19 protein-coding genes are annotated in these 26,634 nt (G+C 39.2%); 4 read left to right on the top strand and 15 right to left on the bottom strand.

Annotation, left to right across the window (positions count from 1 at the left end; translation table 11 throughout):
• Nucleotides 1-254 precede the first annotated feature (254 nt).
• The 12 genes from NT175_06480 to NT175_06425 form a co-directional block, all read right to left on the bottom strand.
• On the bottom strand, nt 255-2,723 hold the full coding sequence (locus NT175_06480) for a hypothetical protein (protein MCX6234359.1): 2,469 nt from the start codon (nt 2,721-2,723) through the stop codon (nt 255-257).
• 106 nt (nt 2,724-2,829) lie between these two features.
• A complete protein-coding gene (locus NT175_06475) occupies nt 2,830-3,162 on the bottom strand; it encodes a DUF86 domain-containing protein (protein ID MCX6234358.1) in 333 nt (110 codons plus the stop codon).
• On the bottom strand, nt 3,131-3,466 hold the full coding sequence (locus NT175_06470) for a nucleotidyltransferase domain-containing protein (GenBank protein MCX6234357.1): 336 nt from the start codon (nt 3,464-3,466) through the stop codon (nt 3,131-3,133). Before NT175_06470 ends, NT175_06475 begins: the two co-directional genes overlap by 32 nt.
• A gap of 249 nt (nt 3,467-3,715) precedes the next feature.
• Complete coding sequence (locus NT175_06465) at nt 3,716-4,015, bottom strand: type II toxin-antitoxin system RelE/ParE family toxin (GenBank protein MCX6234356.1); 300 nt, start codon at nt 4,013-4,015, stop codon at nt 3,716-3,718.
• Nucleotides 4,008-4,256 carry a hypothetical protein gene (locus NT175_06460; GenBank protein MCX6234355.1) on the bottom strand — a complete coding sequence of 83 codons (249 nt, stop codon included), beginning with the start codon at nt 4,254-4,256 and terminating at the stop codon, nt 4,008-4,010. The genes NT175_06465 and NT175_06460 overlap by 8 nt, the downstream gene beginning before the upstream one ends.
• A 246-nt stretch (nt 4,257-4,502) precedes the next feature.
• A complete protein-coding gene (locus NT175_06455; protein MCX6234354.1) occupies nt 4,503-4,835 on the bottom strand; it encodes a DUF86 domain-containing protein in 333 nt (110 codons plus the stop codon).
• Complete coding sequence (locus NT175_06450) at nt 4,828-5,130, bottom strand: nucleotidyltransferase domain-containing protein (protein ID MCX6234353.1); 303 nt, start codon at nt 5,128-5,130, stop codon at nt 4,828-4,830. Before NT175_06450 ends, NT175_06455 begins: the two co-directional genes overlap by 8 nt.
• Nucleotides 5,131-5,464: 334 nt before the next feature.
• Nucleotides 5,465-7,585 (bottom strand): YCF48-related protein, encoded by a 2,121-nt coding sequence (locus tag NT175_06445; GenBank protein MCX6234352.1) that lies wholly within the window; start codon nt 7,583-7,585, stop codon nt 5,465-5,467.
• A gap of 810 nt (nt 7,586-8,395) precedes the next feature.
• Nucleotides 8,396-8,542 (bottom strand): hypothetical protein, encoded by a 147-nt coding sequence (locus NT175_06440; GenBank protein ID MCX6234351.1) that lies wholly within the window; start codon nt 8,540-8,542, stop codon nt 8,396-8,398.
• Between the two features lie 182 nt (nt 8,543-8,724).
• On the bottom strand, nt 8,725-10,650 hold the full coding sequence (locus NT175_06435) for a DUF1998 domain-containing protein (protein ID MCX6234350.1): 1,926 nt from the start codon (nt 10,648-10,650) through the stop codon (nt 8,725-8,727).
• Nucleotides 10,651-10,652: 2 nt separating this feature from the next.
• Complete coding sequence (locus NT175_06430) at nt 10,653-14,288, bottom strand: helicase-related protein (protein ID MCX6234349.1); 3,636 nt, start codon at nt 14,286-14,288, stop codon at nt 10,653-10,655.
• A 2-nt stretch (nt 14,289-14,290) separates the two neighbouring features.
• Nucleotides 14,291-16,825, bottom strand: coding sequence for a hypothetical protein (locus NT175_06425; GenBank protein MCX6234348.1), 2,535 nt, complete (start codon nt 16,823-16,825; stop codon nt 14,291-14,293).
• Between the two features lie 321 nt (nt 16,826-17,146).
• Here NT175_06425 and NT175_06420 point away from each other — a divergent pair, with 321 nt between their 5' ends.
• Nucleotides 17,147-18,628, top strand: a complete 1,482-nt coding sequence (locus tag NT175_06420) for an alpha-amylase family glycosyl hydrolase (GenBank protein ID MCX6234347.1) — start codon at nt 17,147-17,149, stop codon at nt 18,626-18,628.
• Here NT175_06420 and NT175_06415 read toward each other — a convergent pair.
• Together NT175_06415 and NT175_06410 are read right to left on the bottom strand one after the other, a co-directional pair.
• Nucleotides 18,613-19,725 carry a hypothetical protein gene (locus tag NT175_06415; GenBank protein ID MCX6234346.1) on the bottom strand — a complete coding sequence of 371 codons (1,113 nt, stop codon included), beginning with the start codon at nt 19,723-19,725 and terminating at the stop codon, nt 18,613-18,615. The two genes, NT175_06420 and NT175_06415, sit on opposite strands and share 16 nt — an antisense overlap.
• A 276-nt stretch (nt 19,726-20,001) precedes the next feature.
• Complete coding sequence (locus NT175_06410; protein MCX6234345.1) at nt 20,002-22,998, bottom strand: lamin tail domain-containing protein; 2,997 nt, start codon at nt 22,996-22,998, stop codon at nt 20,002-20,004.
• A 246-nt stretch (nt 22,999-23,244) separates the two neighbouring features.
• Between NT175_06410 and NT175_06405 the strand changes: the two genes are divergently transcribed.
• Genes NT175_06405 through NT175_06395 form a run of 3 tightly spaced genes read left to right on the top strand, consistent with a single transcriptional unit; the run spans nt 23,245 to nt 25,772 of the window.
• Nucleotides 23,245-24,303 carry a hypothetical protein gene (locus NT175_06405; GenBank protein ID MCX6234344.1) on the top strand — a complete coding sequence of 353 codons (1,059 nt, stop codon included), beginning with the start codon at nt 23,245-23,247 and terminating at the stop codon, nt 24,301-24,303.
• A gap of 3 nt (nt 24,304-24,306) precedes the next feature.
• Nucleotides 24,307-25,092 carry a polyphosphate polymerase domain-containing protein gene (locus NT175_06400; protein ID MCX6234343.1) on the top strand — a complete coding sequence of 262 codons (786 nt, stop codon included), beginning with the start codon at nt 24,307-24,309 and terminating at the stop codon, nt 25,090-25,092.
• The gene (locus NT175_06395) at nt 25,086-25,772 is read left to right on the top strand and encodes a DUF4956 domain-containing protein (GenBank protein ID MCX6234342.1); all 687 of its coding nucleotides are present in this window, start codon (nt 25,086-25,088) and stop codon (nt 25,770-25,772) included. Before NT175_06400 ends, NT175_06395 begins: the two co-directional genes overlap by 7 nt.
• 136 nt (nt 25,773-25,908) lie before the next feature.
• On the opposite strand, the gene NT175_06390 is transcribed toward NT175_06395, so the two are convergent.
• Nucleotides 25,909-26,475 (bottom strand): hypothetical protein, encoded by a 567-nt coding sequence (locus tag NT175_06390; GenBank protein MCX6234341.1) that lies wholly within the window; start codon nt 26,473-26,475, stop codon nt 25,909-25,911.
• Nucleotides 26,476-26,634: the final 159 nt, after the last annotated feature.

The following is a 26,634-nucleotide window of genomic DNA, read 5'->3' as shown; positions in this document are numbered from 1 at the left end:
AAAAATCGGCTGTCCGACTAATTTTATTTCTGTATCTTTACCCATGTTGCAGTTTTTGGTTCGCAAAACAAAACTACAACATTGAGGGGAAACCCGTTGGGAGTACCCTCTTTTGTATTAATTTAGTCGGTCAGTAGTGATAAAATATTACATACCCCATAACGTCCTTGATATGGAGAGTAGCGGATTTGAAGTGCTAAACTATCAATTTTAGGACGCTTTTCAGAAGTAATCTCTTCAGTTTAAATGTGCTTCTATTTTTTATAATCAGGATCCATGTCCGGTGTACGAAAACCGGCAACCTCGTTTGCCATGAGTATAAAAACATTCCAGCACAGCCCCCGGGTTGATGACCACCAGGAATCGGTCGTTGTCCATTTTGTCGGGATAAATTCTTTGCTGAAAGGCCATTCCGGATTGAGATTAATCTCAGCCCAGACCCTGTTTTCCATGAGATCGTATGCCTTTTTCCATCCATGCTTTAAACCAACAACATAGGCACAATATTCAGCACGCATCCAACTGCCTCCATTGCAATAAAAACCGTCTCCGGCACCATCTCTGTAATTTGATTCCCCAAATTCTCCGAAAGGCTGGTAATCGGGAGTTAAGTAGGCATATCCTTTTTCATCATCAGTTAATCTTATACATATTGGTGCTGTTGTGCCATAGTTTGGGTGAGGTGAATCTGACACTTTATTAAGTATGGGTACTTGTTCCAGATGATTGATTACCATTGTATCGGTTAACATAGCTCTGTCAAATAACCACAATGAGAAAAATTCCGGTTCCAGGTCAGATAAGGAAATGATATCCGGGAAATTCCTGTCGAATAATAAATGTTTTCTTTCGCTATCGTAAAAATTACGATACCCTTCTTCGGCCTTTTCGATATATGCTTCTGATAAATCAACCCCCAATTCTTTAATTGTCCGCAGTGCTATAGCAAACATTCCCTGGTTTACAGCAAGACGGTCAGTTTTGGTTTGATAGTCGATAACATCTATTTGGCCAAGAATAAAATGCGATCGGCATATTCCGTCTCTGTCTTCATCAAATTCATTTAAGACGTATTCAATGGCCTTGTTTATCTTCTCTGCGGGCAGGGTAACGTCGAAACGTCGTTTATTCAGCATGGCCCAAATCAGCCATTGAATGGTGGCCTCATTGCCTTTTACTTCCACAGTTCCCATATAAGGCGTTATGATGGTGGCTATACCCCCCGTGGAGGATTGAGTTTTACCCCATTGCTCCCAAATCTTAAGATTCAATTCTTCATTATAGCTTGACACGATGGAAAAAAATGAATCCCGGTTATACATATCGGGGGAATAGTTCATGTTGGGCACATTAAAAGGTGTAATATCGTCTATCGAGGTTATCCACGTCAGCATATTGAAGTTGGCATACAGCATTTTCTCTATCACGGAACCCTCAAATTCCTTTCCTTCGGCAAGACGCAATTGTGAAGAAATCATGAAATCGTGATGGCTCTTCCAGGGTTCAACAAAGACATACGTTGTTTTTGTGACCTTTTCTCCCATTGGAATTACATTGTAAGGTTGTTTTTGAGGTTGATGCTCTGCAATTTTCAGATCCTTAATCTGAATCCAGCTTTTTTTGCCGGATTGTGAGCCAATAAACATAGTCACCGTGTCCTTTTCTATATAAGGAACTAAAACGCTTCCCGTAAAAAGGGTCCACTCATTTTCCGCTACAGGAAATTTATCTATGTACTTGATTCCGTGCTCCAGTTCAAGGGTTTTTATGCCGTTTTTAACACGGAATAGTTTAAGTGCTACCAGCGAAGTTCCCCGGCAAAGAAAGGAAATGGTGTATACCTTTTGATCTGTCAATGGAGTGATAATTTCAATACCCGAGCGATCAGAAGCGTTACAATTGAGTGTAATCAGCCCAGGCTGTTTTTCAATGTCAACATCTCCGACTTTTTGAAACTTATCATCAATTTTTAGTGCCAATTCCTTTCCGGCATCCAAATTATAAACTTCGCCAAATGTCTGCCTGACATAATTTTGGTTTCTTTCTCTTTCTGCTAATGTGGCCACCGAAATCAAAGCAGGATCAGGCAGCATCCTCATTCCCACAAAACCGCCGCCATGTCCGTTAAAACGCCGGCGGGTGGTACGTGTATAGTGATTTAAATAACCTGCATCCGTTAAAAATCCAACCACTTGGTTATCAGGAGTTACAAAACCGGCAGATGGGAAAATTTCGTGTGCAAAGCCCCCGGGAAAATCATCGTATTCAAAGGTGACGTATTTTATGGGTGTTTCTGCTGGTTTTGCAGTTTCCTCAATGGTATAATATAGGGAAGGCATGCCGGATTGGAATAAATCGACACTCTTCTTAATTACATTTTGATTTATTACTTCATAGGTGACACGTATTGATAAATTCAAATCCAGCTCTAACACATAGGTCTCTTTAAATAAATGCACTATGCTATCATCACCGGTCCATTTTGATCCTCTCCATGCAGGTATTTCAACGATCTCGCTTAAATCCAGGTTGGCCATCCGAAGTGAAAACTCTTCAGTATTATGAATTAATAGATGGCCTCCACTATAAATATCCACAGTGAAACCCTGTTCATCATCGCCCACTACTTTTAAATTAAGCTTTTGGCTCCAACCAATGATTCCGGTAAAGCAGAGCATTTGGATTAACAATATGATTTTGAATTTTTTATATAAACCGGTCATGTATTTAGTTTTGAACCGTCGTGTAAGTGATCCGCCTCAGGCGGATAGTGGGAGAGGTGCATCCCGCCATTGGCGGGACCACCTACTCGATTGGCAACAGAACAATTTATTTTAATTTTGCTATGACTTCACCCTTTAGAAGAGGCAAGTGGTTTTTTATTATAGCCCAAATCATTGATGGATCGACAGCATCATAGGTATGAATTAATCGGTTACGAAATCCAACTATCTTTCTTGCATTCTCAAGTGTCATTTCTGGAAGCAACTTGTCAAATTTATTAACAGCCTCTCCAATAATGCTGAGCTGACGTTCAATTGCACTCTGAGTCTTCAAATCCTTCAAGTAATCGGAAAAAGTTATAATAGGTTCTGAAAACTGCTCAATAAGCTCTATTGCCCGTAAGATATCAGACAAGTACTTTTTGCCTTGCTCCGTCATAAATCAAAATTTTTGTAGAATCGATGCTTTTTCTTAAGAAAGGATTATGAATTGATGAATCTGTAAGTAAATCGACTCTCCTCTGAAAAAAATGCTCAAAAGTATCCCATAAGGAAATCAGTTTTTCACCTCTATCAACCGGGTCAGAATCGTTAATCTCCACTAACAAGTCTATATCGCTTTTTTCACTATCGAATCGATTGGTAATTGAAGAGCCAAAGGCATAAAGATAGCTAACATTGTGATTTTTACACACGGTGTTAAACTCAGTCAGTCTTTTATGTATTTCATCTTTTATAAACATAACCCAAAGGTAATAATCTTCTGAAACTTATTAAATACGTCGTGCTAAACTTTTTAATTGGTTTGTTGCTAACTTGTTGTAAGCTGTACAATAAGATCAAAAATACAAATCTTTTTAGGGATTACATGACATGAGTGACATGGGTGTGGGTGTGGGTGTCGGTGTGGGTGTGGTTTGAGTAGGGGTGAGGGGTGAGGTGCTCCCCGTGTAAAGATGGCTGAGGCTGCTTGGCCGATCAGGCAATGTGCATTAATAGAACTTAAGCTTTCGGGTATCTTGCCTGTTATCAAAGATTCTTAAAATATCAACGTATGCTTTTCTCTCCCTGTAATATAGTGTGTTATGTTTTGTAATTACACATTTCCTTACCTTTTTCTTCTTTTGGATTACAGGAAATTGCTTTGGATTGATTGAAATTTGGTTTATTAAATGATCAGTAATTTCGATGAATTTTGAGGCTACTTGATTATCCCAATTCTTAGAAAGATACTCCAGGATATATGAAAAATCCTTTTCTGATAAAGGAGACCAAATGATCTGTTTAGGCATGAACGTATTTCTTACGCATTTTGGCTATTACCTTTTCGTGGGGTACACCCTTTCCTGCATCTATTTCATCAATTGCATCAAGGATTCCTTGCCTCTGCTCTTCTGTAAGTTTTTCCCAATCTCCAATATCTTTCTGCCCATTTAAATAATTAAGCAATACGCCATAAAGCTCTTCTAACCGACTCTTCTCCAACGAATCGACTTGTCGAAATATCTTAAGTTTTAAATCTGCTATGGTCATGATTTGGCTTTTTCCAAAATTACAAAAAAAATCACTATTGTCCGGTTAAAATTCTATTTCGTCCCGACGGGACTTAATCCAATTTTGCAATTTACTTTCTACCAACATCTTGTCCCTATGGGACAGTCCCGTTAGGGACCAAATATCGGTAGAACAGTAAACAACCCCAATTTTTTAAGTCCCTTCGGGACGCAATATTGATAAGGCTTCTGGCTTGTTCCTGCCTTTGTATCCGGACAGTAATGTTTATTTAAGTAATTTTGCTACCTCTGCTTTAAGAATAGGTAAGTGCCGTACGATTGTACCCCAAACTATTTCATCATCAATTTTGTCATACCCATGAATGACTCTGTTTCGCATGCCAATAATTTGTCTTTTACTTGAGATTTCCAGGTTCGAATCTATCTTATCAATGTAATGCAATGCTTCTCCAATGATTTCAAACTCACGTTCAATAGCCCTTCTCAGCATTTTGTTTGACTTGTATATATTATAGTCTCTCTTATCGCCAAGATAATTTTCAATCGAATCAATGGAAACCTGAATATCATAAAGAAATTTTCGGATTTCGTTATTCATAAATCAATGTTTTAGTTTGATTCAATGAATTGATGAAATATGGATTTGACAAGGATTTATCCGTTATCAAATCGACCGGGCGTTTAAAAAGTTCTTCAAATTTATCTGCAAGGGTTAAGTATGAATCTGCGTAATCACCATAATCCATGGCTTTAAAAGCAATCAATAAGTCAATATCGCTTTGGTCATTGAAATTATCAGTACATACCGAACCAAAAGCAAATAATGATTTAACATTGTACATTCTGCATAATGCCTCAATCTTATCTTTATTATCTTCAATTATCCTTTGCATATCAATCTTTTGAACAAAATTATAATTTTAAAGCATTGCATGCAGCCCACGCTTATTGTAAGCTGTTGAAACAGGTTAAAAATACAAATATAATTTCAAGAGAAAACGACGAGTGTGAAATAATTTTCCGGAGGGTGCAAAGCCTGCCCCGATTTTTCTGGGATGGCGTGGGGTGACCCATTCACTGAAGGAAGCGCGACTGTCCCGCCTTTGATGGGATAAACTCCACGAAATCAGGAAACCGCCGTGTACATGACTCCGCCTCAGGCGGCCGCCCGCTTGCATTTATCCTGTATTATGGGCAGGCTTAGTTCTATGGAATTCTTAATTTTTATCACTGAATCACCAACTTTTTACTTTCAATTCCCTCCTTAGTCTGTATTTTCACCAAATAAATGCCTTTTACCAGCATACTAACATCCTTCTCAATCATGTCCTGATTCCTGAACGTTTCCTGTGTTAAAAGTTCTCCATTTATATTAAGAATACTTACAATAGTTTCTCCAGCCGACTTGCCATTTTTTGAAATAGTAATTTTATCAGTTGCCGGGTTAGGATAAATACTGAATGTTGATTCTAGTGATTTGGATTCTTCAATAAAAGTAGACCCTCCATTGCTGGTTCTCAGGATTGTGCCACCCTGGCCAACAACTATCCCATGAATTGCATCGGTAAAACAGACACCATCTAAAGAATTTTTTGTTCCACTTGATTGTAAAGACCAGGTTGTTCCTCCGTTTATTGTTCTAAGGATTGTGCCCTGGAAACCTACTATTGTCCCGATATTTGCATCGGAAAAGTAAACATCATACAAAACTTCTGTTGTTCCGCTTAATTGTTCAATCCAGGTTTCCCCACCGTCAGTAGTTCTTAGTATTATACCTTCACAACCCACTGTCGCCCCGTTATTTGCATCACTAAAGTTAACGCATGTCAAACCATTTGTTATTGCCGTTGAATTTATAGTCCATGTATTTCCTCCATTAGTGGTTCTGAGAATAAAGCCCTCATAATATGAGCCATTCAAATATTCACCAACAGCCGTTCCGTTATTTGCGTCGTAAAAAGAGACGCCATGCAGATCGCCAGTTGTCCCGCTGAATTGTTTCTGCCAGGTTGTCCCGCCGTCTGTGGTTCTGAAAATTAAGGCGTCATAATCTATGCCATTCCAAACACCACCAACAATCGTCCCATTATTTGGATCGGTAAAGGAGACACCATACAAAGCGTATACTTTTCCGATTGGTTGTATTGATTGTGAAGTCCAGGTTGTCCCATCGTTTGTGGTTCTGAGGATCATACCTCCTGGATTACCAACTGCTATCCAGGTATTTGCGTCAATAAAGACGACATCCTCCAGCCAGGCTGTTGTTCCGCTTGATTGTGAAGTCCAAGTTTTTCCACCGTTTGTTGTCCTAATAATTGCACCCATTAAACCAACGGCTATCCCGCAATTTGCATCAGCAAAGGAGACCTTAGTCAACCACCGGCCGGTTATTGCGCTTGATTGTTCTGTCCAGGTCGTTCCACCATCTATAGTACGGAGGATTATTGATGTCACATTAAAATCCCCACCACCTACAACAGTCCCATTATTAGCATCTGTAAATGAGACACTCATCAGCCAATGATCTGGCCCTGGGAGTAAAGTCCATGTTGTTCCTCCGTTCGTAGTTCTGAGTATTGTACCTATATCACCAACAGCCGTCCCATAATTAGTATCAGTAAAGGAGACACTATATATTTGGTTTGTTGTTCCGCTTGGTTGTAAAGACCAGGTTGTCCCTCCATTTGTTGTTCTGAGAATTGTGCCTTCACGACCAACAGCCGTCCCAATATTTGAATTGGTAAAGGAAACTCCAAACAGAGTGTTTGAAGTTCCGCTTGATTGTGCAGTCCAGGTTGTTCCCCCGTTTGTGGTTCTGAGAATAGTGCCTCCATCACCAACAACCGTCCCGTAGTTGGCATCAATAAAGGAGATACTAAGCAATAGGTTTAATGTTCCGCTTGATTGCAAAGTCCAGGTTGTTCCTCCATTAGTGGTTCTGAGAATAGTGCCTCCATCACCAACAGCCGTCCCATTATTTGTATCGGTAAATGACACCCCGTACAAATGTTGCGTTGTTCCACTTGATTGTGGGGCCCACGTTGTTCCGCCGTTTGTGGTTCTTAGGATTGGGCCATAAATACCAACAGCAGTTCCGGTATTTGCATCAGAAAAGGAGACACCTAACAACACATTTGTAGTTCCGCTTGATTGCAAAGCCCAGTCTGCTCCGCCGTTTGTGGTTTTCAGGATTGTACCACATTGACCAACGGCCCAGCCCGATGTTGTCGAAATAAACTTTACATTGTAAAGAGGATTACCTTGTGGTAATGGATTTATCCATGTCCATTGAGCAAAAGAGAATCCTGAAATAAGCGTAAAAAAGAATAAAAAGCTTAATTTTATCATTTTCGATTTGGGTTATAATTGTCAGATTAAAACTGGTCAAATATTTTATCGATGGTTAGCGTTTATTATTCCAGTGCCGTTGTTTAAATTTCCTATAACTTCCCCGCCGGCAGCCGCAATGCAAGATTTAGCAGGTTTTATATTTGCTTTTCGTAATCATGTCTTTTAGCACCAACACTTTCCTTACCAGCATACCCTGCATTGCACGATTGCCGGCTTGTGTGTGCCCTGCATGAGCGTGCACGCTTGTTGTAAGCTGTTGAAACAGGTTAAAAATACAAATATAATTTTAAGAGCAAACGACGAGTGTGAAATAATTTTCCGGAGAGTGCAAAGCCTGCCCCGATTTTTCTGAGATGGCTTGGGGTGACCCATTCACTGAATGAAGCGCGACTGTCCCGCCTTTGGCGGGATAAACTCCACGAAATCGGGAAACCGCCGTGTAAGTGACTCCACATTCGGCGGATGGTACAAGGTGATGATGAAAAACCATACTACGAAGTCTGAAATATTTTGTCCTCACCCTGAATTTCGGACAAGATCGGCTTTATTTGTAAGACTCAATTTTTGAAAGCCGAAGGCGCATCAAAAATTGTAAGACGAACAATCCCGACAAAGTCGGAAGGTATAATACCCCGCCCCTTGGGGCGGAAAAAGGGGCCGGGGTACCGCTGGAGCGGCATTTCGCAAGCTCAACTTGCCCCGAGGTTCATACCTGTTATTTCCGGCAAATTTTAAGTTACTTATTCAATCACCCCTGATTCAATCAATATATCCACCTCGGGATTTTCCTGGCAAAAAAAGGTGGCATTAATCAGATTTTTTTGATTTACGCACCCATGCCATGCCAATCGCCAAAAATAATATACCTATCACAGCAGGTGGCACACCCAGTTTCCATCCAAAAAGATAATTCAGTGCTGTAATGGCAATAAGAATAAATCCACAAATTATCATGATGTATCCGAAGATTCTTTTATTTTCAAAAGTGTTTTTAATATTTAATGTTTCTTTTTATACGGGTACATAAGGATTCGTATAAGTGTAAGCTGGGTTTAAAAGTTGATTATATGTCTAATCGATAGAAAGGTAGTTAAAAAGCATAAACCATTCCATTACCATTTTACCTTAGCTTACGCTTATACAACTTTCTCAGCAGTTTTCACTTTTTTGAAGAATCCTATTTTTTTATCAATCACTAGTTTCCTATCCAAAAATGAATTTATTTCTTCACATGATGTCTCAGGTAGTAAAGCGCAGGAATAACAAGCTGCCAAATTAAGTCCAGCAGTTCCTTGTCCTTGTTGATCTGTATGGTAGCAAATGGGATCTGAGGCACAATCCATGGCTCTGTGAAGAGCCGAACGAATTAACATGCCAATTTTTTCAGATTTACAAAGAGAAATTAGCCCACCATAACTTCCTTCGGCACCAGCTACTGTATAAATGAGTAATCCTTGCATTCTACCACTTATATACAGTCTTTCTTGTAGCGAGGCAGCTGGATATCCACACAAGAATTCTAATTCTTTGATGATGAGGTGTGATAGCGTATGAATTAAGATAAATCTTGGATTGACTTCCTTGAATTGACCCTGACCTAAAAAACTGTTATTGAAATTAGTTTTTAGATAACCGGCTCTTTCAGTTACCTCTTGACGGTTTTCCCATTCACTTAAAATTTCCTTATTCAAATCAATTAAGATTCCTTCACCGAAACTCTCGTAGGCGGGCAAATAGTGAGTATTGATACCATATGAAGATGTATACTTACGTTGAATTTCCCCATCCAAATTTTCCTCAAGGTAAGCATCTTTATCAATTGGCTTCTGTCTGGTGTAAGCTGTTTGAACGGAGGTAACTTTAAGCCGATCGATTTTGTAAATGTTGGAAATTTGTTCTATATCATAAAAATCTAGTTGGACTTTCTGAAAAATAAAATCTTTTTCTCGAAATTCCCTTTGAACGGTAATAAAATTATACTCTTCCCAACGGTATTGTTCCTCACTTAATGCAGGATTAAAGACTGATAGAAAATTATTTGCAATAATGGATTCAATAGTATTCTCAGACAACTGGATACCATCATCTTCTAAATCTTCCTTTATACTTTGAATATCCCGACCTCTTTCATGCTTTTTCCTAATTTTTTCACAAACTGAATCACTTATTGCATTCCTATCTGGAAGATAAATACTTTGAGTAATGTTAGGGTAATATACACTATTACTTGAACGTATTACGGTTTTAAGCTGTGAATTTCCACTATGTATTTCTGGATGTTGACTTTCCCAGATTCGAAGATTAAAAATCTTTGACAAAGTAGTTGAAGCAATTTGCTTCCCATATTGATATGCCTCAATACGTATTCCTTTCAAATCCCCAAAACGAGATGAAATCCTGTATTTTAGTTCGAGATTATCAGGTATTTGGATTTCATAAAGATTAAGTGAGATTTGGTTGCTATCAGATTCTCCCTCTTCAGTAGTTGATGGATTAATTTGATGATTATCAAAATTTTTCATCAAAGAATTTCTTAATACCCAATGACTCCACGGTACATCTGCGATGTTGCCGCTTGGAGAAGTCATGATAAAGCGCACTTGTTCCAACTCATAAAAGCTACCCTTCTTCTTCTTATCATCATAACACCTATAACATTTGGGTGGGTGAAAATCATCTTTGTGGATTTCTTTTACTGTATTGTCCCAATTTTGCTTCCATTGATCATAATGATCAAATGAATGACAAGAGGTACAATACATCCATTTTGGAAAATAGATTGCAGAAACTAAGTCCTTATTACTTTCAGGGGCGAATCCTTGATTTAATTGATTTTCTGGAAGCCGAACGAGTTCCTTAAGTTTGGTAAAATAGGTGCGCAATCGGGACAAGAATCTAAAATCAGAAATATGATTGTTTATATCAAAATGTTGATTCGTTAGGAAAAAGGGCCAATTATTGAATTCTTCAATCTTTACAGCACCTTGACGGGTTTCTATTATTGAACCTATTCCACCATAGGCACTAATTAGTTTTCTGTTTTGAATTGGTTCGTATTGCATATTTACTTCTGGATAAGAATTAGACTTTGCTTATCAATTTCACGCATAGAATACATTAAATCCCAAGGTTTATTACTTTTTGAGATTAAGGCTTGATTATTTCCGTTATACCTTAAGGTTTTATTTATGCTTTCCGCTGTTTTGATTTTACCGAGCCAGTCATCGGCCAGATTTTGTAATTTTTCCTTAAGAAATTCTTGTAAAGCGTTTTCTCTGATGGTTTGACTTATAAAGTTCGCTAAGTTTGATATATCACCCGTAAATTGATGCGCTTCTAGTCCTTGAATATGACGTACATAGCATACTAACATAGTGTTGAGCATTTTGTCAAATGTAATTTCAGTATTAGGGGTCAAGGATAAGGGTTCTACAAACTTGTAATAAGATTTATGGAAGCTTTGATAGTTTTCAAAATAGGACTTTTCCCTAGCCCTGTTGCTATCAAGCAAATTGAATACAATTCCATCATTACTTCTTGCCACTCTGCTACTCGCTTGGATGTATTCCGCCACATTCCTGGGCTGCCCATTTATTAGCATCAAATTCAACCTTCCTACATCAATCCCCACGGAAATCATGTTAGAAGCTAGGACAAGATCAACTCCGCGTTCTATTTTGAAAGAACCATTTTCCGAATCTTTAGTTATTTTCAATTCGGTTTCAAGTTCATTCAATACAGGTTTTATTTGATTGCTTGGTATACGACTGGTAAGTTCCCGGGTGCGTGATATAAGCCCTCTATTCATAAAGTCATAGAGATAGGTATTTTTGGAATATAGCTCCAGAAGTCTTCGAGACTCTTGATATACCTCCGCATTTACTTTATTGTAGGTTTTTCCAACATCCTTCAAGCTATTATAATAACTCACAATAGTATAGTATTGATCTAACTCCTTACTAATCAAGTCTTGTTGGTTGCCATATTCTTTTCTAAGAAATTCAAGCAACTCAGCACGGGCATACAATAAATGGGACAGAAATTTCAATTGGGTATCCATGCCTGTTTTTCCAGTTGGCATAAAACCAATATATTTTCTACGGCTTTTTTTCAGAGTGAAGGCAAAAAAACTATCATTATAATGAATTCCTGCAGGTGGGAAAACAGCCAAATCTCTATTGTACAAATTTCTAATCTGTAATTCTGTATTGCGAGTAGTTGCAGTAGAAGCAATGATCTTAGGTTTAATACCGTTCTTTGTACAAAGAACTTCGATTATTCGTTCAAATAAGCCAACGATTGACCCCAAAGGACCATTAAGTAGATGAAGTTCATCCTGAATAATCAAGTCTGGTGGAAGGAGATACTCATCTTTCGAATTAAAAAATCTATGACCTTCTGATTTGTGCGACAACATGGCAAATTTATCTACCGTAGCGAATAATAGAGTTGGTGGATTTTGATACAAGTAGTCATCCACCACATAAATGGGAAGTACTGAATTATTTAACTCAGAAAAATGACACGAGTCATTTAGGCATTTGGCTATACCATGATCATTGAATGCTTGAATATGTTTATTTGTCTTTGGATGCTTGGTGATTGTTTTGCAGCCACACCACGAGCAGGCTTCTATTTGAAAATTATTTTTCTCTTCCGGGTAAGCTGATTTTCCTTTATTCAACTCATTGACCGCATCTTCTATTTCCTTGTGTACCTTTTTTGCTTCATCTCTCGAATTTGGGGTAGTGGCGGAGCCAACCCACATACCAATACTAATTGTCTCTCTTCCAAATTTATGAGATGGTTTTTTCTTTCCAGAGTTATCTCCAGCGACAATTTTGCTACGTAAAAATTCTAATGCACAAATTAATCTCGAAGCTCGTTCAAATTGTTGCGCAGTGAGTAACCGTAGTGTATATCGCATAATGACTGAAACACCCTGATAGTTGTCTGGATGGATCATTCTACGCCAAAGTATTGAAAAGGCTGTTACAGCTAAATATGCTTCGGTTTTACCACCTCCAGTTGGAAACCACAACAGGTCAACGACCTCTCGTTCAGTTTTTTTTTCCGGCCTAACTATTGAATTCAGGTTGAGCAGGAAAAAAGCTAATTGAAAAGGGCGTAAGGCAAAAGGATTTCCATCCCTGTCTCTGTCTTGATACTCTTTGAAGAAATCAAGGCAATCATAGATATTCTCTTTTAATTCATTAAGTTCTTTATATTTTTTGGCAAACCGTTCATCTGTAGAAGTTATTAATTGAATGTACATTGCAGTATTGGCATATTGAAAGCATTCAAAAGCCATTTTATTTGTTTGAAGTAATTCTATAGATGATAAGAGTCGTTTATACGCATTTTCTTGATTTTTTATTAATAAGCCTGAATATTTTCGATAATTATTTTCCGTTTTAGCACTTTCTTTTTGACCCTCAATCCATTGGCCATAGATTGAAACAAATTCTTTTAATTCTTGAAGTAGTCCCTCCTTGTTAATCTTAGACCAAATAGTTAAGTTTTTAAGGTTGAGAACCTCGGTCACCCTTTGTTTTTTTTCATTTGGAATTGTTAAAAAAAAAGGATTATCTTTTAGTTGATTACTTATCATGGGCATATTAACCTCAGGCAGAAAAGTAGTACTTACATTAATAGTACCACCATCCTTTTGGGATTGAATTGCACAACCATGGCCTATTGCATATTCCTTGACAGATCGATATTGATAATTGACCAGATTGGCTTCTTTATCAAACTGATTAATTGAAAATGATGGTTGCTTGTATGGTAATATGTTTGTTTGGACGACAGATATCTTTACTTGATAAAAACAATTACTGTTTAGTTTCTCGTTTGAGTTTGTAAAACTTTTTTGAGGATGTTCTTTTGAAGCATTGTAAAGTAGTAACTTCAAGTATTTTATTCCAGATGCCTCATCGTTTATGATTTTACTCAATATCTCCAATTTTTTATCCCCATCCTCTATTACAGTTTGATGAGAATCTTTTTTTAAATTAATTTCAATTGGTTCTTTGAACGGGAAGCGTTTCCATAATCGATTATCTGGCGTGAGCAACCTTTCAAATTTATCAACTATCACACTGTTTTTTAGTTCATCCTTTTTTCGAAGCTCTCTGGGAATGGCATAATCTTCTGTTACGGTTCCTTGTGTTTTCCCCTTTGGTCTTTGATTAAAAAACAATTTGCCTTCATCAAACTTCAATCGATCTTTCAAATCATTAGTTAGCAATGAAAAAAGCAACTCGTGTTCGCTCTCAGTAAAGCCTATTTTCACTTCATCAGGTTTGGCAAGTTTGTAGGTTGCTCCAGTAATCTCAATCTCTAATTTTTGAATATCTGATTTTAGGCAAATTGTCATACCACAATTAGTAGGAAAATATTGATTAGCTGCAACATATCCTTCATCATCTGTAACTTCTTTAGTTTTCTTTATGTGAACTGTAGTATCATCTTCACTTGCATTAAAATCTTCTTCCGTATCATCTTTCTTTTCTGCTTCTGGCAATTCTTCATCTGGTGATGATATAGTCTTTTCAGGAAATAAAATACCGGTATAATAGCGCTGCAAGGGGTAATCACTAAGAATCTCCTCGCTTTCAGACACAGCAAATACATCACTTCCTGGACCTAACAAGGATTTTTCGATACGATTTGAAAAAAAGTCTTTATGCTCTGTCATGATCATTTCTTTTTAAGAATAGATTTTACCTTTCCTTGCTTTACATTTAACTTTAATACTTCAAAAATATCAGGATCCAACTTTTCAAGAATGTCTCCTTTAACACCTGTCAAAAAGTGACGAATGATTTCATCGCTTATACCTTTACCTAAGATAATGGTCAGTGAGAGATATTGCTTTTTACGTTTCAGTATATTTTGTAACTGATTGGGTATTTTTAAATAACTATTTGATAGCTCTTTGTCAATCGCAATATGACGTATTGCTTCCAATGTTTCTGTTTCAGCCGGGAATTTCCTTTCATGTAGCAAATACCCATGCAATGTTTGATAAGTAAGTTTTATGCCTTTGTCAGCAAAAAGTTGTTCAAGGATCCAATAGTTATTTTTAATTAGGTGATGAATTTCCCTAACGGTACTAAACCAAAGATTTGAAGCCATTTCAATTTCTTGAATTAACCCGCTCTTATCTTGTTCTTTCAAAATATTATAAATCAAATGCTTATTATGGTTTCTGTATACAATTATTTCTTGATCAATTGTTACTGAACCTAAAGGAATTTCAAAGTGACGCTGCTCATCATTACCTGATTTTTCTACCAAAATAATCCGCCTGAAAGCCGGTAACACAAATGTTTCGCCATCCTCAAAAGTAATTTCGTATTCACTTGTATCCTGTGGCTGATATTCACGGGATTGATAGTCAACGTCGTCCACATTATAGAGTTGTTCAAAGAAGTTTCTTCTTTCACTACTAAGTTTGTTAAATTCGGCAAATAAACCATTATGAGAATCGGTGTTCTGTTCGGTAGTTTGATCTGACGATTCTTTGGAATGCTTTTCACTTATTACGTACTCGCTATTGAAAAATAGTTTACGGTCCTCGCCTTGTATCTTATTCAAAAATTGCTTTTGATATGCCTCTAAAACTTTTACATATTTAAAGTCTTCTAAACCCTCATACAAATACAACTTTACATCTCCGTTACATTCTATCATTGTTTCAAGTTGGGCACGGTTAAAAATAAAAGGAAAAATGAATTGTGCATTGGGTGTATTTAATTCAGAATCAATAATCTTGTCAAAACTCGTATTTTGACAATCAAACAATGGGATTGAACCTATCCGATATTGTTCATTATGCAAGTCCTTTATACCGCGGCATTCTTCTAATAAGTCTCTTGTAGCCAGTATATATCTACCACCACTAAAACGTTCCAAGTCTTCCATACTTCTTAGCGAGCTTTTTATATGGTTAAACTTGGGACTTTTTGTCTGAAAAAAATAATTCAACTTATCAAAAAGTACCCTCAATTGATTTGACCAATCTTTTATCGTTTCTTGGTCAAAAATAGATTTTTCATAAAAAGCATCTTTAAAATCGTCACAATTCAAATAGTCATTTATTTTTTGAGCTATTTCAGCCAAATGTGGGTAATTTGGAGGTAAAAGATAGCGTAAATACTCGTTAACCAAATAGTACACTTTATCCAGACGAATCCCAGGTATGTTTTGACGAAGTGATTGGGTTGTATCAATTATCTTAGTTACTAAAACCTTGAGTTCTTCTACTCCATTGCTCACACCGTTCCAAATTGTCTCACCAGTAATTTTCAAGCGAATTTCACCGCCAATTGGTTTGTCATTCCATATTTTATATTCCTCTATAGTCCAGTGCCACTCTGTAAGCGGAAAGTTAGTTTCTGGTTTTTCTGTGCCAATGAGAATAAATCGTTTGATTATTCCTCTATCCGTAAGTCGAATCACTTCGGATAAATGCTTACGAATATTATTATCTCCTATAACAACAACCTCGTTGTATTCTTGATTGATTTTTTGAATATTCTCAGCAATATCAAATGCTTTGTAAATATTAGCGATCGGAAAAAAACTTGTACATGATGCACTGTTTTGATTATCACAGATAAATGGTATTTGAGAAAGTTCAGTTAATATTCTTTTATAATAGCCACTATCTGGAGAGATAACTAAAGCCTTACTATGAATTTTTTCTTGTGGATTAGAATCGCAATGCTCAAGGAAACCAGAATATTTCTTCCTAATGATTTTAAGCCAATCAAAGTAACTTTCATAATAACTAATTATTTTTAAACTAGGGCTCGAAAAATCGATCTTGATTTTTCTAAATTGAAAAATGTAATCAGTGGGATCAATAGCTACAACTGTTGCCAAACTGATTCTATCAGATTTTTTCTCAATTAAATCTTGAATAATTGCTTTTCCTTCAACAAGCTGAATAACTCGCCAAACCTTTTCACCGTAATAAACTAGATCATTTATGTGGGCTATTCGATTGGTCTTTTCAATCCTTTCATATTTTTCTTGGCAATACTCTAATATTGAACTTAAAAATACTGGTAATTCCCTTCGGACTTTAAGGGTAATGAGTAGGTTCCTTTTTTCTAATCCATCAGACTTTTGAATGATATAAAAATTTAAACTATTAAAATCATTCTTACCAGATTCTCTTTTAAGACAGTCATTATACGATTGAATGGTCGATGAATTTATTGTCATTGGTTAAGTGTTTCTAAAAATTGCTGAGCAACCGTATGTATAAACGCAACTCTTCATTTTTCCACCCATGTGGGAGGGATTGACGCAGATGCTGTATAACCTTTTCAAATATACAATAAATCTTGATGTTTCTGTCCTTCATATTCGATATATCTTAACAAATTTGTTTTTATACCCAAAATTTCTCCTTCTATCAATTATAACACTTCATTCTGTCCTTGATATTTAAGCAGGCATCAATCGTGCAAAAAATGACGGATGTATTCTGAATTCTATGTAATTTTATTCTGTTATTATTAATGATTCCCGAATCTTTCTTACATGAAACCATGGCCTAAATATCCTGTCATCTATGAAATCAACACATGGATCTGGCTGCAGGAGCTGAGCCGGAAATACGACAGACACATCACTCTTTCTTCTGTACCTCAACAGGAATGGGACTTCTTGTCATCTTTCGACGTTGATGCCGTATGGTTGATGGGCGTTTGGGAACGGAGCCCTGCAGGCCTTCAGATAGCCATCAGCAATGAAGGCATGATGTCTGACTTCCGCCATGCTCTTCCTGATCTTCAGCCGCAGGACATTGTTGGCTCACCATATTGCGTGCGGAGATATGTGGTTGGTGATAACCTTGGAGGAAAGGAAGGTCTGGCCGCTGCACGGACTGCCCTTCAAAAGCGTGGCTTGCGGCTGATACTTGACTTTGTGCCAAACCACGTCGCTCCCGACCACCCCTGGACATCGGAACACCCTGAGTACTTCATCCGTGGCAATCCGGATGACCTTCTGAATGATCCGCAATCCTTTCTAAAAGTCAACGGAAATATCTTCGCCCGTGGCCGCGATCCATACTATCCTGCATGGCCTGATGTCTTGCAGCTCAATGTCTTTAATGCCGGATTACAGAAGGCTGTGACCGATACGCTCCTTGAAATAGCGGATCAATGCGATGGCGTCCGTTGCGATATGGCTATGCTTGTGATGAACAGCATCTTTGAGCAAACCTGGGGCCGGCGTGCCGGCGAAAAACCGGACTGCGATTACTGGACTGAGCTTATACTTGAGGTAAAAGACACTCATCCGGAATTCCTCTTCATCGCCGAAGTATACTGGGATCTCGAGTGGCATTTACAGCAGCAGGGCTTTGACTTCTGTTACGACAAGCGGCTCTATGACCGCATAATTCATGACGATGCCGATAGTATAAGGCAGCACCTGAATGGGGATATTACTTACCAGTCAAAGCTTATCCGTTTCATCGAAAATCATGATGAGCCACGTGCAGCTTTTACACTGTCTCCCATGAAAGCACGCACAGCTGCAGTGGCATTGCTCACCCTGCCTGGTGCAAAGCTGTTGCATGAAGGTCAATTTGAAGGACGCAAAGAAAAGGTACCGGTATTTCTTACCCGGCGACCTGAGGAACCTGCAGACCGCGAACTTGAAGCTTTTTACAAAACCCTGCTGAATGCCGTTAACAACGATACCTTCAGGAATGGCCGCTGGCAGCTTTGCGAAAGCAGGGAATGGCATAAAAGCAACAGCAACCTGAATATCCTGGCATGGTGCTGGCAAAGCGACGAAGAACGGTATGTGATAATCCTGAATTTCAGCAATAATGAAGCACAGGCTTATGTTAGAATTCCATTTGAAGAACTACAGGGGAAAATGTGGATATTCTATGATGTCTTATCAGGTGAAATCTTTGAGAAAAGCGGAGATGAAATGACAGAATCCGGTGTGTATGTCAGTCTAAATCCTTGGGAATACTCTTTCTTCAGGATTCAGATTTCCCGCTGATAGATACGGTATCTCCTGAGTGGTTTGGCATTCAGCTTAATGATGGCGTTATTCATCGGGAAATTGTCCTCAAGCACATAATTGATCTCCACATAAGCATCATCCGAATAAAGCGATTCACATAAGGCACGGTATATCAGGCTGTCGACGCCCTTGCCATGATATTCAGGCACAACGCCAAGTGCAAATAGACGGTAATTATGCAGGCGCGGCAGCCCGATAAGAATTTTGAGCCATCCAAAAGGGAAGAGGCGACCGTTCAGCCCTTTTAGAAGCATATTGACATTTGGCAGGGCTATGATGAACCCGATAGGATTACCCTGGGCATCCTCGGCAAAGAGCACACCCTTCGGATTGATGACAGGCTTGAGGTCATGCGCAATGGCCTTTGCTTCAGCTTCGGTCACAGGAGTATAACCCCAGTTGTCGAGAAGGCTGCGGTTCGACAGGTCAATGACTGTCTGGACTTCCCTGTCGTACCGGCGCATGTCAACTAGCCTGACTTTTACGCCATAGCGCCGGGCTACATCATCGGTCAGGGTCATGATACGGTTAGGAATAACATACCCTTCGCCAACCGCGATATAATAACACAGCAGGTCCTTTATCTTTTGAAATCCATACGAGGTCAGGTGGCCGATATAATAAGGCGGATTATAGGGAGCCATGATAGTGGGTGAGGGGGTGAAGCCTTCAATGACCTGTCCCCATTCCTGTGACACAAATGTCCACGGGCCACGCATATACTTCATGCCCTTCTGTCGCAGCCATCCGGCTGCAGCATCAAGCAGCATACACGATGCAGCGTCATCATCAATACATTCATAATAACCGAACAATCCGATCGGTTCCTTCCACACATCCAAAGCCAGAGTGTCGAAAAAAGCGGCAATGCGGCCTATAATACGATTATCGTCCTCAAGAAGGAAGAGAGCATATTCACAATGGTCAAGTGTAGGATTACGCCTCGGATCAAACTGGCTGTATTGCTCATCGCGCAATGGAGGTACCCATACCGGGTCATTTTTATACAGCTTGTAAGGCAGGGTGATGAAGCGTTTCAGGTCTGCCTTTAACCTAACAGGTCGTATGTTCATATCGTTTTAGATCAGGTTATGATTCTCATGGATGTATCATTATCTAAATCACTATTGTCCGGTTAAAATTCAATTTCGTCCCTACGGGACTTAATTCTATTTTGTAATTTATTTTCTACCAATATCTTGTCCCTACGGGACAGTCCCGTTAGGGACTAAATATCGGTAGAATAATAAACAACCCCTGATTTTTTTAAGTCCCATCGGGACGCAATATTGATAAGGCTACTGGCATGTTCCTCCCTTTTTATCCGGACAGTAGTGTTATCTATATCATCACAGGATGATAAATTTCCCTGTGACCTGCAAATTTTTCTTTTGATTGAGGAATGTATAAATATACATCCCCGGACGAAGACCATCTCTTGAAATTTCGATCTGGTCGGCATGGATGTTTTCGATCCGTTTAAAAAGGGTCCCAAAGATATTATAGATATTCAGAGTTGCATCCTCAATTTCACTGTCTTGTTTAACCGTAAATATGGCTCTCGATCTGAAAGGATTTGGATAAATCTGACAGGTAACCGGTTCATTTACAGTCACGGGTGGCAGGCCGACATAAGCTCCGTTGATTGCGCCGGGTGTCCCATGATCATCCGAAGCAGCCCAGTTTTCGGGCAATGCATTATCATAAGCAGGATTAATTAATTCAAGGGTTGGGCCGGTACCGTCCGCTGCAGTCGGCCATGGTGCTACATTATCGTAATTCACCGTATCAATGAGAATGCCTGTGGGATCATATAATCTGATCAGCTCTCCTGTCGCCGATAGGCCGAATCCCATATCACCTATGAAGTTCTCAACATCAGGAAACAACGGGTGAAACAGGGCTGTATCCCTGCATAATACCAGATATTCCTTTGATGCTATGACGGTTCCTTCAGGGAATGTAAAGGTATGCAGGTCATCCGAATCCCTGAAATACCAGTCCGTAATATTCAAATCATAATTCATGGGATTATAGAACTCTACCCAGTCGCCCGGATCAAAATTATCGGCAGAGTGATAGTTGATTTCATTGATTACCAGTGAGTCAGAAATAGTTCTGGGTTTAAAGACTGCTAGGATAGTGTCACCGACGGTCAGGCTTAACACGACATCTTTTAAAGTATCGGAAGGCGTCACCTCATGGTTAACCAGGATCCAATGGTCAAATTCGTATTGTGGACTCAGCGCGGCGGCTGTCAGCTTTACGTCGATATTACCGAAATATTCTCCTTCCCACGGAAATTGTCTTAATTCAAGGGAATTGATGGTGACCTGTCCCACACCCGCCGGCTGGGCATCGACAACGATATCATAGGGGCCGGTGAGAGAATAGCAATCGATCAGGCCTTCTTTCAGGATACTGTTGCGGGTGATAATGAAATCTTTGATTTTCTCAACATTCGATCTCCACTCCTGGACCGTTCCGCCCCACCTGAAACAGTGTTTCTCCATTTCGGGCTCAATGATAGCCGCCATGCTGTCGAGAAGGTTTATTGCATAACTATCGGTGAAAGCCGTATTCAGAAGATCGATATAGCGTGAGACATAATACTGTGTAAAAACCGGATTTTCCCTTAATTTATTTAACACAGTCACATGTCCTTCCGGATCCTGCCATAAATTTGTTAGGTCTTCAGGATAACAGGGTAGAAGATAAGGACTTTGAGCTGGTATACCTGTATAATTAACATAATGTCCAAAGGTAGCATCCTCATCCCATAAGGTATATCCCCATTTCATGTGGCTTCCTTCAGGATTGAGGCCGCGCCACCATCCGACATTCCAGTTGAGCCAGTCGGAACATACAACGTATGAGTTGATGAGAAAATAATCCACCAGGCTTGTGATATCCAGTTGACTTGCGACAAATTCGTAATTTGCCGGATCGCTCATATTATTAAGGACGATGAAATTATGTAGAGTGTGCCAGTCCAATAAAGCCTGCTCACCTCCATACTCAGCCCATGTTCCACCCCAAAGCATGATGAACTGAATGTCATATTTTCCCTGGTCATAATAGAATTGTGTATAATCGCAATCAGGCACCTTTTCCCGGATAGAATATACTCCCCAGTATACGCCGTCAACATACATTATACATCGTTCCGACTTGCGCCAGTCAAGGTACTGGCCTGCTTTCTGGGATAAGGTCTGTACAAAATCATCACGGATAAGGGCGCTGGTGTCGATTCCCGGATAATTGTCATCGCCGCAAGCCCGCATCATGATCCTTTGAAACTCATCACGGTCGGACAAAGAAAAAAACTTCTCCTTCAGGGCATAATTATATCCACATTCATCACGTGTAACATAATCAATACTCCGCTGGGGATGTATCCATGAATCCTGGCCATGCTTGTTGAAATCACCATATCCTATCGTAGTCCGCACTTTCATTTTGTTAAAAAATTCTATTGATCCATACGGAATAAGACCTGCATTGCCATTAAGCAATTCGGTCAAATTATTACCGGCGACCGAAATCACCGGCAGTGTGGTATTTACATTGATAAAATACGTGTTAAATTCCATCAGCCCTGGGAGCACATCCGGATTATTGCTGAACACCCTCGCTTTTATCACTTTGGTACTTGTAACATTTATTGGATCTGAATAAATATCCGATGACGCTGTCACCTCCGTTCCATTTGTGGTATATCTGATCAGTGCATCCGGCTCATCTGTTGAGATAGAAACTGTGATTGCTCCAAGGTAAAATCCGGCTGGGGAGCTCATCATAGGCTTGGCTGCATAACGCAGATAGGCGGTAGATATACTGTTTGAACCGCCGGCAGTCGGATTAATGAATATTCCCCAGGTTTCACCTCCATCGACGGTGCGTCCTCTTGAATGATTCAACTGTGTGATCTCAAGCTGCTTCTGATCTATGATTATTCCCGTTGGGTCGGTGATGACAATCCATTCAGGATCAGGTTTGGTTTGAGTGAGCCTGAAATTCGTGTGGACAAAATCTCCCGATACCTCATTACGGCCCGATGCCCAGATGATCCGGTATCCGCCCGCCGGAACCACAACCCCTTCAGGGATCTGCCACTGTAGCAGATTGTCAGGCGAATCACTCATATAATAGCCTCCGATGTCCAAAGGTGATGTACCTACATTAAATAATTCAATCCAATCTTCGTGTTCCGAATAATTATCCATGATGATATTTTTATTCGAAACCGAATATTCATTGATTTTCACCTGCGCTGTCAACGGCAACATGATGATCCAGAACGTAATTGTTATAAAACCTGTGATCCTGTATGGAAGTGATTGCATAGGAGTGAATTTTGTGAAAGATAATTAAACCAGTTCACATAAAAACTTGCCAGATTAACTTGCCTTGAAATTATGACGGACTAAATTAATTAAAATTTCCACTAGCGGGTTGTTTTTTTGATACCCTGTTATTTTAATTGCGTTTTCTCAATTTTTGGTGTTTCTTGAAAGTTTAAGATTCACTTGAGAATGGGCTTGAAAAAATTATATCTTTGGGCGTTCAAATGAAATCAGCAAGCATTTTTCATGCATTTCAACCGGCGCTATATACTGATCATTATCCTGCTTTTGGCTGTTTTATCTGTCTTTTTGCCCATCACCGTACGTTATAACTTTTATACTTCGGCTAAGATTTATCCATTGAAAGAGTGGAAACTTACCCGGGGAGAAACAGAAGGATTCTGGGGTCAATCATATAATTATGAAACCAATGCCCTGAGTGATTTTAAGAATTACCGGTTCGAAAGAGGTGACATTGCAGAATTGAAGATGAAGCACAACATTCAGACTGACACCCTGATCCATAAAGACGATACAGTGGCTTTTATAGAATCCTGGTTTATCGAAAATGAAATTGTGCGGCTCAAAAATCTCCGCGATATTGAACAGGCGAATCTTAATGTCGTGTCGACAGGCGAAAAACAACCGATGATAGACCATGCACAGAGAAAATATGATTATGCTGTGGAACAACTTGAACTGCAGAAAAAAAATTATGAGAGGCAGCATAAGCTGTTCCTCGATAGTGTCATCACTCTTTCTGAAGATGAAGCGTATGAAAATGCACTAAAACTGGCCCAGATCAACACTGAAGTGGCCTCTAATGAGCTGATAACTTTGAAAACAGGTGAAAAAGACCAGGTTCAGGGGCTGACAGAACAGAAAATCCTATCGTATGATAAGGAAATAGAAAGGCTTGAAGAACAGAAAAAACAGTATACAATCTTATCACCTTTGGGTGGTTTACTTAGTTATGACCCATCACTCGGCGGCATCTTGAAAGTTAGTGATATCAGCTATCTGGTGCTGAAAATCCCGGTGCCCTACCAGAATAGTGTGTATCTCAGTAAACTGCACGCCGTCAGATTTTCAACACCGGATGATAAGATAACCATTGGAGCAACTTTTAAAGGTTTTGATGAAAATGTCAGCATGATCCAAAATCAGCAGGTTGTCATTGCCAAGGCTGTGACAAATGAATTTTCACCCGGCATATATCCGGGAATGGTGGTCAAATGCAGAATTTATTGCGATAAGGTATCACTTTTTGAATATGTGAAACGAAATTTTATGTTGTCGTTCTGATTAATGAAATACGAGTATAAATATATCGTTCCGGTTAGCAAACTGGCTGCTCTCAGGGAAGCCTTCAGTCCTTTTGTCGAACTGGATCCCTATGCTGCATCTGATGCGAATCATCAGTATAAGGTGAGATCAATATATTTTGACACACCTCAGTTCGACTTCTATTTTGAAAAACTCGATGGCTTCAAAGTCAGGAAAAAGATCAGGATAAGAGGTTATAATGAGAAAATCGGTGATGATATCGTTTTCCTGGAAATAAAGCGTAAATTTAAAGAACCCATAGAGAAGTCGCGGGAAAAGTTAACATTCGACTTTGTAAGGCGACTGTTAAACAGCTCCGACATTAATTACGATCAGGAAAATGACCACTGGAAAAGTGATGACATCAACGGCGCAGGGAAATTCTTCTATCATGTTTACAGCCAGCGTTTGAAGCCGGTGATCCTGGTGATTTATGAAAGGGAAGCATATTTTGACCGGTTTGGCCAGGAAATGCGACTGACCATTGATAAAAATCTCCGGAGTTTGCCTTATCCGGGTATTGACGACTTGTTCAAGGAAGAAAAAGCCAGTTATGCCATGAAAGAACATTTTATCTTCGAAGTAAAATTCAGGGAAAACTTTCCTTTCTGGCTGCGACCTGTTATTGGAAGGCTTGGTTTAATGAAGCAGGCAGCCTCAAAATATGTCATGTGCATCAACACACATAAGCTTTCTGAGAGAATGCAGCACGCGGGGGCAGGATCACCCTTAATAAGGATGCATAATAAAAACTCAAGCACATGTTAGAAGAATTCCAGAATATCGATCTTTTTCAACTGAATGTTTACTCAGTGCTGACCAATCTGAGTGTCGCATTTATTTGCGGTGTGATCATCGCCCTGGTATACCGATTTATATACAAAGGTCCCAGTTATTCTGCAACCTACGTCAATTCATTGGTGTTGCTTGCCATGATCACTGCGCTGGTCATTATGGTGATCGGCAATAACCTGGCAAGGGCTTTCGGACTCGTCGGAGCCATGTCTATTATACGTTTCCGGACTGCAGTGAGGGATGTACAGGATATTGTCTTTATTTTCTTTGCCCTTGCCGTGGGAATGGCCTCAGGCGTCGGGCTGCATGCCATAGCTATTGCCGGTTCCGTTACCATTTGCCTGGTGGTGATCATCCTGGTTACATTCAACTTTGGCACACCAGGAAAAACGGAATTTGTACTTCAACTGGTATACGCACCCACAGAAGATACTAACACCATCATTGCCGATATACTAAAAAAATACTGCCGGCGGGTGAAACTTGTGAACATGAAAACTCAGGGCGAAAATGGAAAACTGGATGCACTCTATCAGTTCACCTTTAAAAGAAAATTTACAAATACCGATTTAGTCAGGGAATTATCAGCTTACTCTGATATCATCAAATTCAACCTCTACTTTGACCATGACGAACCTAATATTTCGTTTTGAGGAAATACCCGCCATTATCTCGCTTTAATACCTTAAGAAGGGATAAGTTATTTTCTCATTTATCGCTCTTGTGATTCTGGGATTAAATACACCGTGGTGTCAGGTTAATAACTATGAAAGTCAACCGGTAAATAAATTATTTGATTTTGTAACTCAAACCAATTGTGAAATAGCCAAGGCCATATCCAAGTTCGCCAAAAGCAGCCAGGTTATCCGTGAAAAAATAACGGCCGCCTACGTAAAAGGCAAATAAGCCATCTGTGTGATTGTCAGTGAATTTTTCAGGTGTCCCGGTAAAATTATTGGAATATTTCCATGTTTGCAGGCGAACACCCAAAGCAATGCCACCATAGATATCAACCTTGTCATTCTTAATAAAAAGAGGGTGTATTGCCCCTCTGGCTGCGACAATTATATCATTCCATACCCATTTATCTGCATAACCCACCCATGAATAGTCATAAGATGCATGCTTATAGCCGATTATACCGCCGAGTGAAATAGTGCCAACATTTTCGATATCCAAAAATCCGTATTCTCCACTTAACGAAAAGGCAGGTAAAGAAGAAACTCCATACCCATAACCATACCAACCAAAACCTACCCCGAGATTAGCAACAAAGTTTCCTTTTTGAAAAGCTTGAGCTCTAACCAGGCTAAAAACAGATACAGTTATCAGTAATGTAATAATTAGCTTTTTCATGATCATGTAATTTTAAGGTTAGCCTGAATAATTCATAAATCCAAAATTCGGATAAAAAGCTATACTATTTCCAGGACGAATACAAAAAATTAGGCAAGCTGGGATAATTTGTAAGATATTGATGCAGTTTTTGTTTTGACAAAATTCATTGTTCAGGTG

This window comes from Bacteroidota bacterium (assembly GCA_026391695.1).
Lineage (GTDB): Bacteria > Bacteroidota > Bacteroidia > Bacteroidales > JAGONC01 > JAPLDP01.
Note: the sequence above shows the minus strand (reverse complement) of the source record. Positions and strands in the feature narration are given on the sequence as shown.

Bases quoted from the DNA above. Each gene is read 5' to 3' on its own strand.
- NT175_06480 (MCX6234359.1), bottom strand. From the start codon at position 2,723: ATGACCGGTTTATATAAAAAATTCAAAATCATATTGTTAATCCAAATG.
- NT175_06475 (MCX6234358.1), bottom strand. From the start codon at position 3,162: ATGACGGAGCAAGGCAAAAAGTACTTGTCTGATATCTTACGGGCAATA.
- NT175_06470 (MCX6234357.1), bottom strand. From the start codon at position 3,466: ATGTTTATAAAAGATGAAATACATAAAAGACTGACTGAGTTTAACACC.
- NT175_06465 (MCX6234356.1), bottom strand. From the start codon at position 4,015: ATGCCTAAACAGATCATTTGGTCTCCTTTATCAGAAAAGGATTTTTCA.
- NT175_06460 (MCX6234355.1), bottom strand. From the start codon at position 4,256: ATGACCATAGCAGATTTAAAACTTAAGATATTTCGACAAGTCGATTCG.
- NT175_06455 (MCX6234354.1), bottom strand. From the start codon at position 4,835: ATGAATAACGAAATCCGAAAATTTCTTTATGATATTCAGGTTTCCATT.
- NT175_06450 (MCX6234353.1), bottom strand. From the start codon at position 5,130: ATGCAAAGGATAATTGAAGATAATAAAGATAAGATTGAGGCATTATGC.
- NT175_06445 (MCX6234352.1), bottom strand. From the start codon at position 7,585: ATGATAAAATTAAGCTTTTTATTCTTTTTTACGCTTATTTCAGGATTC.
- NT175_06440 (MCX6234351.1), bottom strand. From the start codon at position 8,542: ATGATAATTTGTGGATTTATTCTTATTGCCATTACAGCACTGAATTAT.
- NT175_06435 (MCX6234350.1), bottom strand. From the start codon at position 10,650: ATGCAATACGAACCAATTCAAAACAGAAAACTAATTAGTGCCTATGGT.
- NT175_06430 (MCX6234349.1), bottom strand. From the start codon at position 14,288: ATGACAGAGCATAAAGACTTTTTTTCAAATCGTATCGAAAAATCCTTG.
- NT175_06425 (MCX6234348.1), bottom strand. From the start codon at position 16,825: ATGACAATAAATTCATCGACCATTCAATCGTATAATGACTGTCTTAAA.
- NT175_06420 (MCX6234347.1), top strand. From the start codon at position 17,147: ATGAAACCATGGCCTAAATATCCTGTCATCTATGAAATCAACACATGG.
- NT175_06415 (MCX6234346.1), bottom strand. From the start codon at position 19,725: ATGAACATACGACCTGTTAGGTTAAAGGCAGACCTGAAACGCTTCATC.
- NT175_06410 (MCX6234345.1), bottom strand. From the start codon at position 22,998: ATGCAATCACTTCCATACAGGATCACAGGTTTTATAACAATTACGTTC.
- NT175_06405 (MCX6234344.1), top strand. From the start codon at position 23,245: ATGCATTTCAACCGGCGCTATATACTGATCATTATCCTGCTTTTGGCT.
- NT175_06400 (MCX6234343.1), top strand. From the start codon at position 24,307: ATGAAATACGAGTATAAATATATCGTTCCGGTTAGCAAACTGGCTGCT.
- NT175_06395 (MCX6234342.1), top strand. From the start codon at position 25,086: ATGTTAGAAGAATTCCAGAATATCGATCTTTTTCAACTGAATGTTTAC.
- NT175_06390 (MCX6234341.1), bottom strand. From the start codon at position 26,475: ATGAAAAAGCTAATTATTACATTACTGATAACTGTATCTGTTTTTAGC.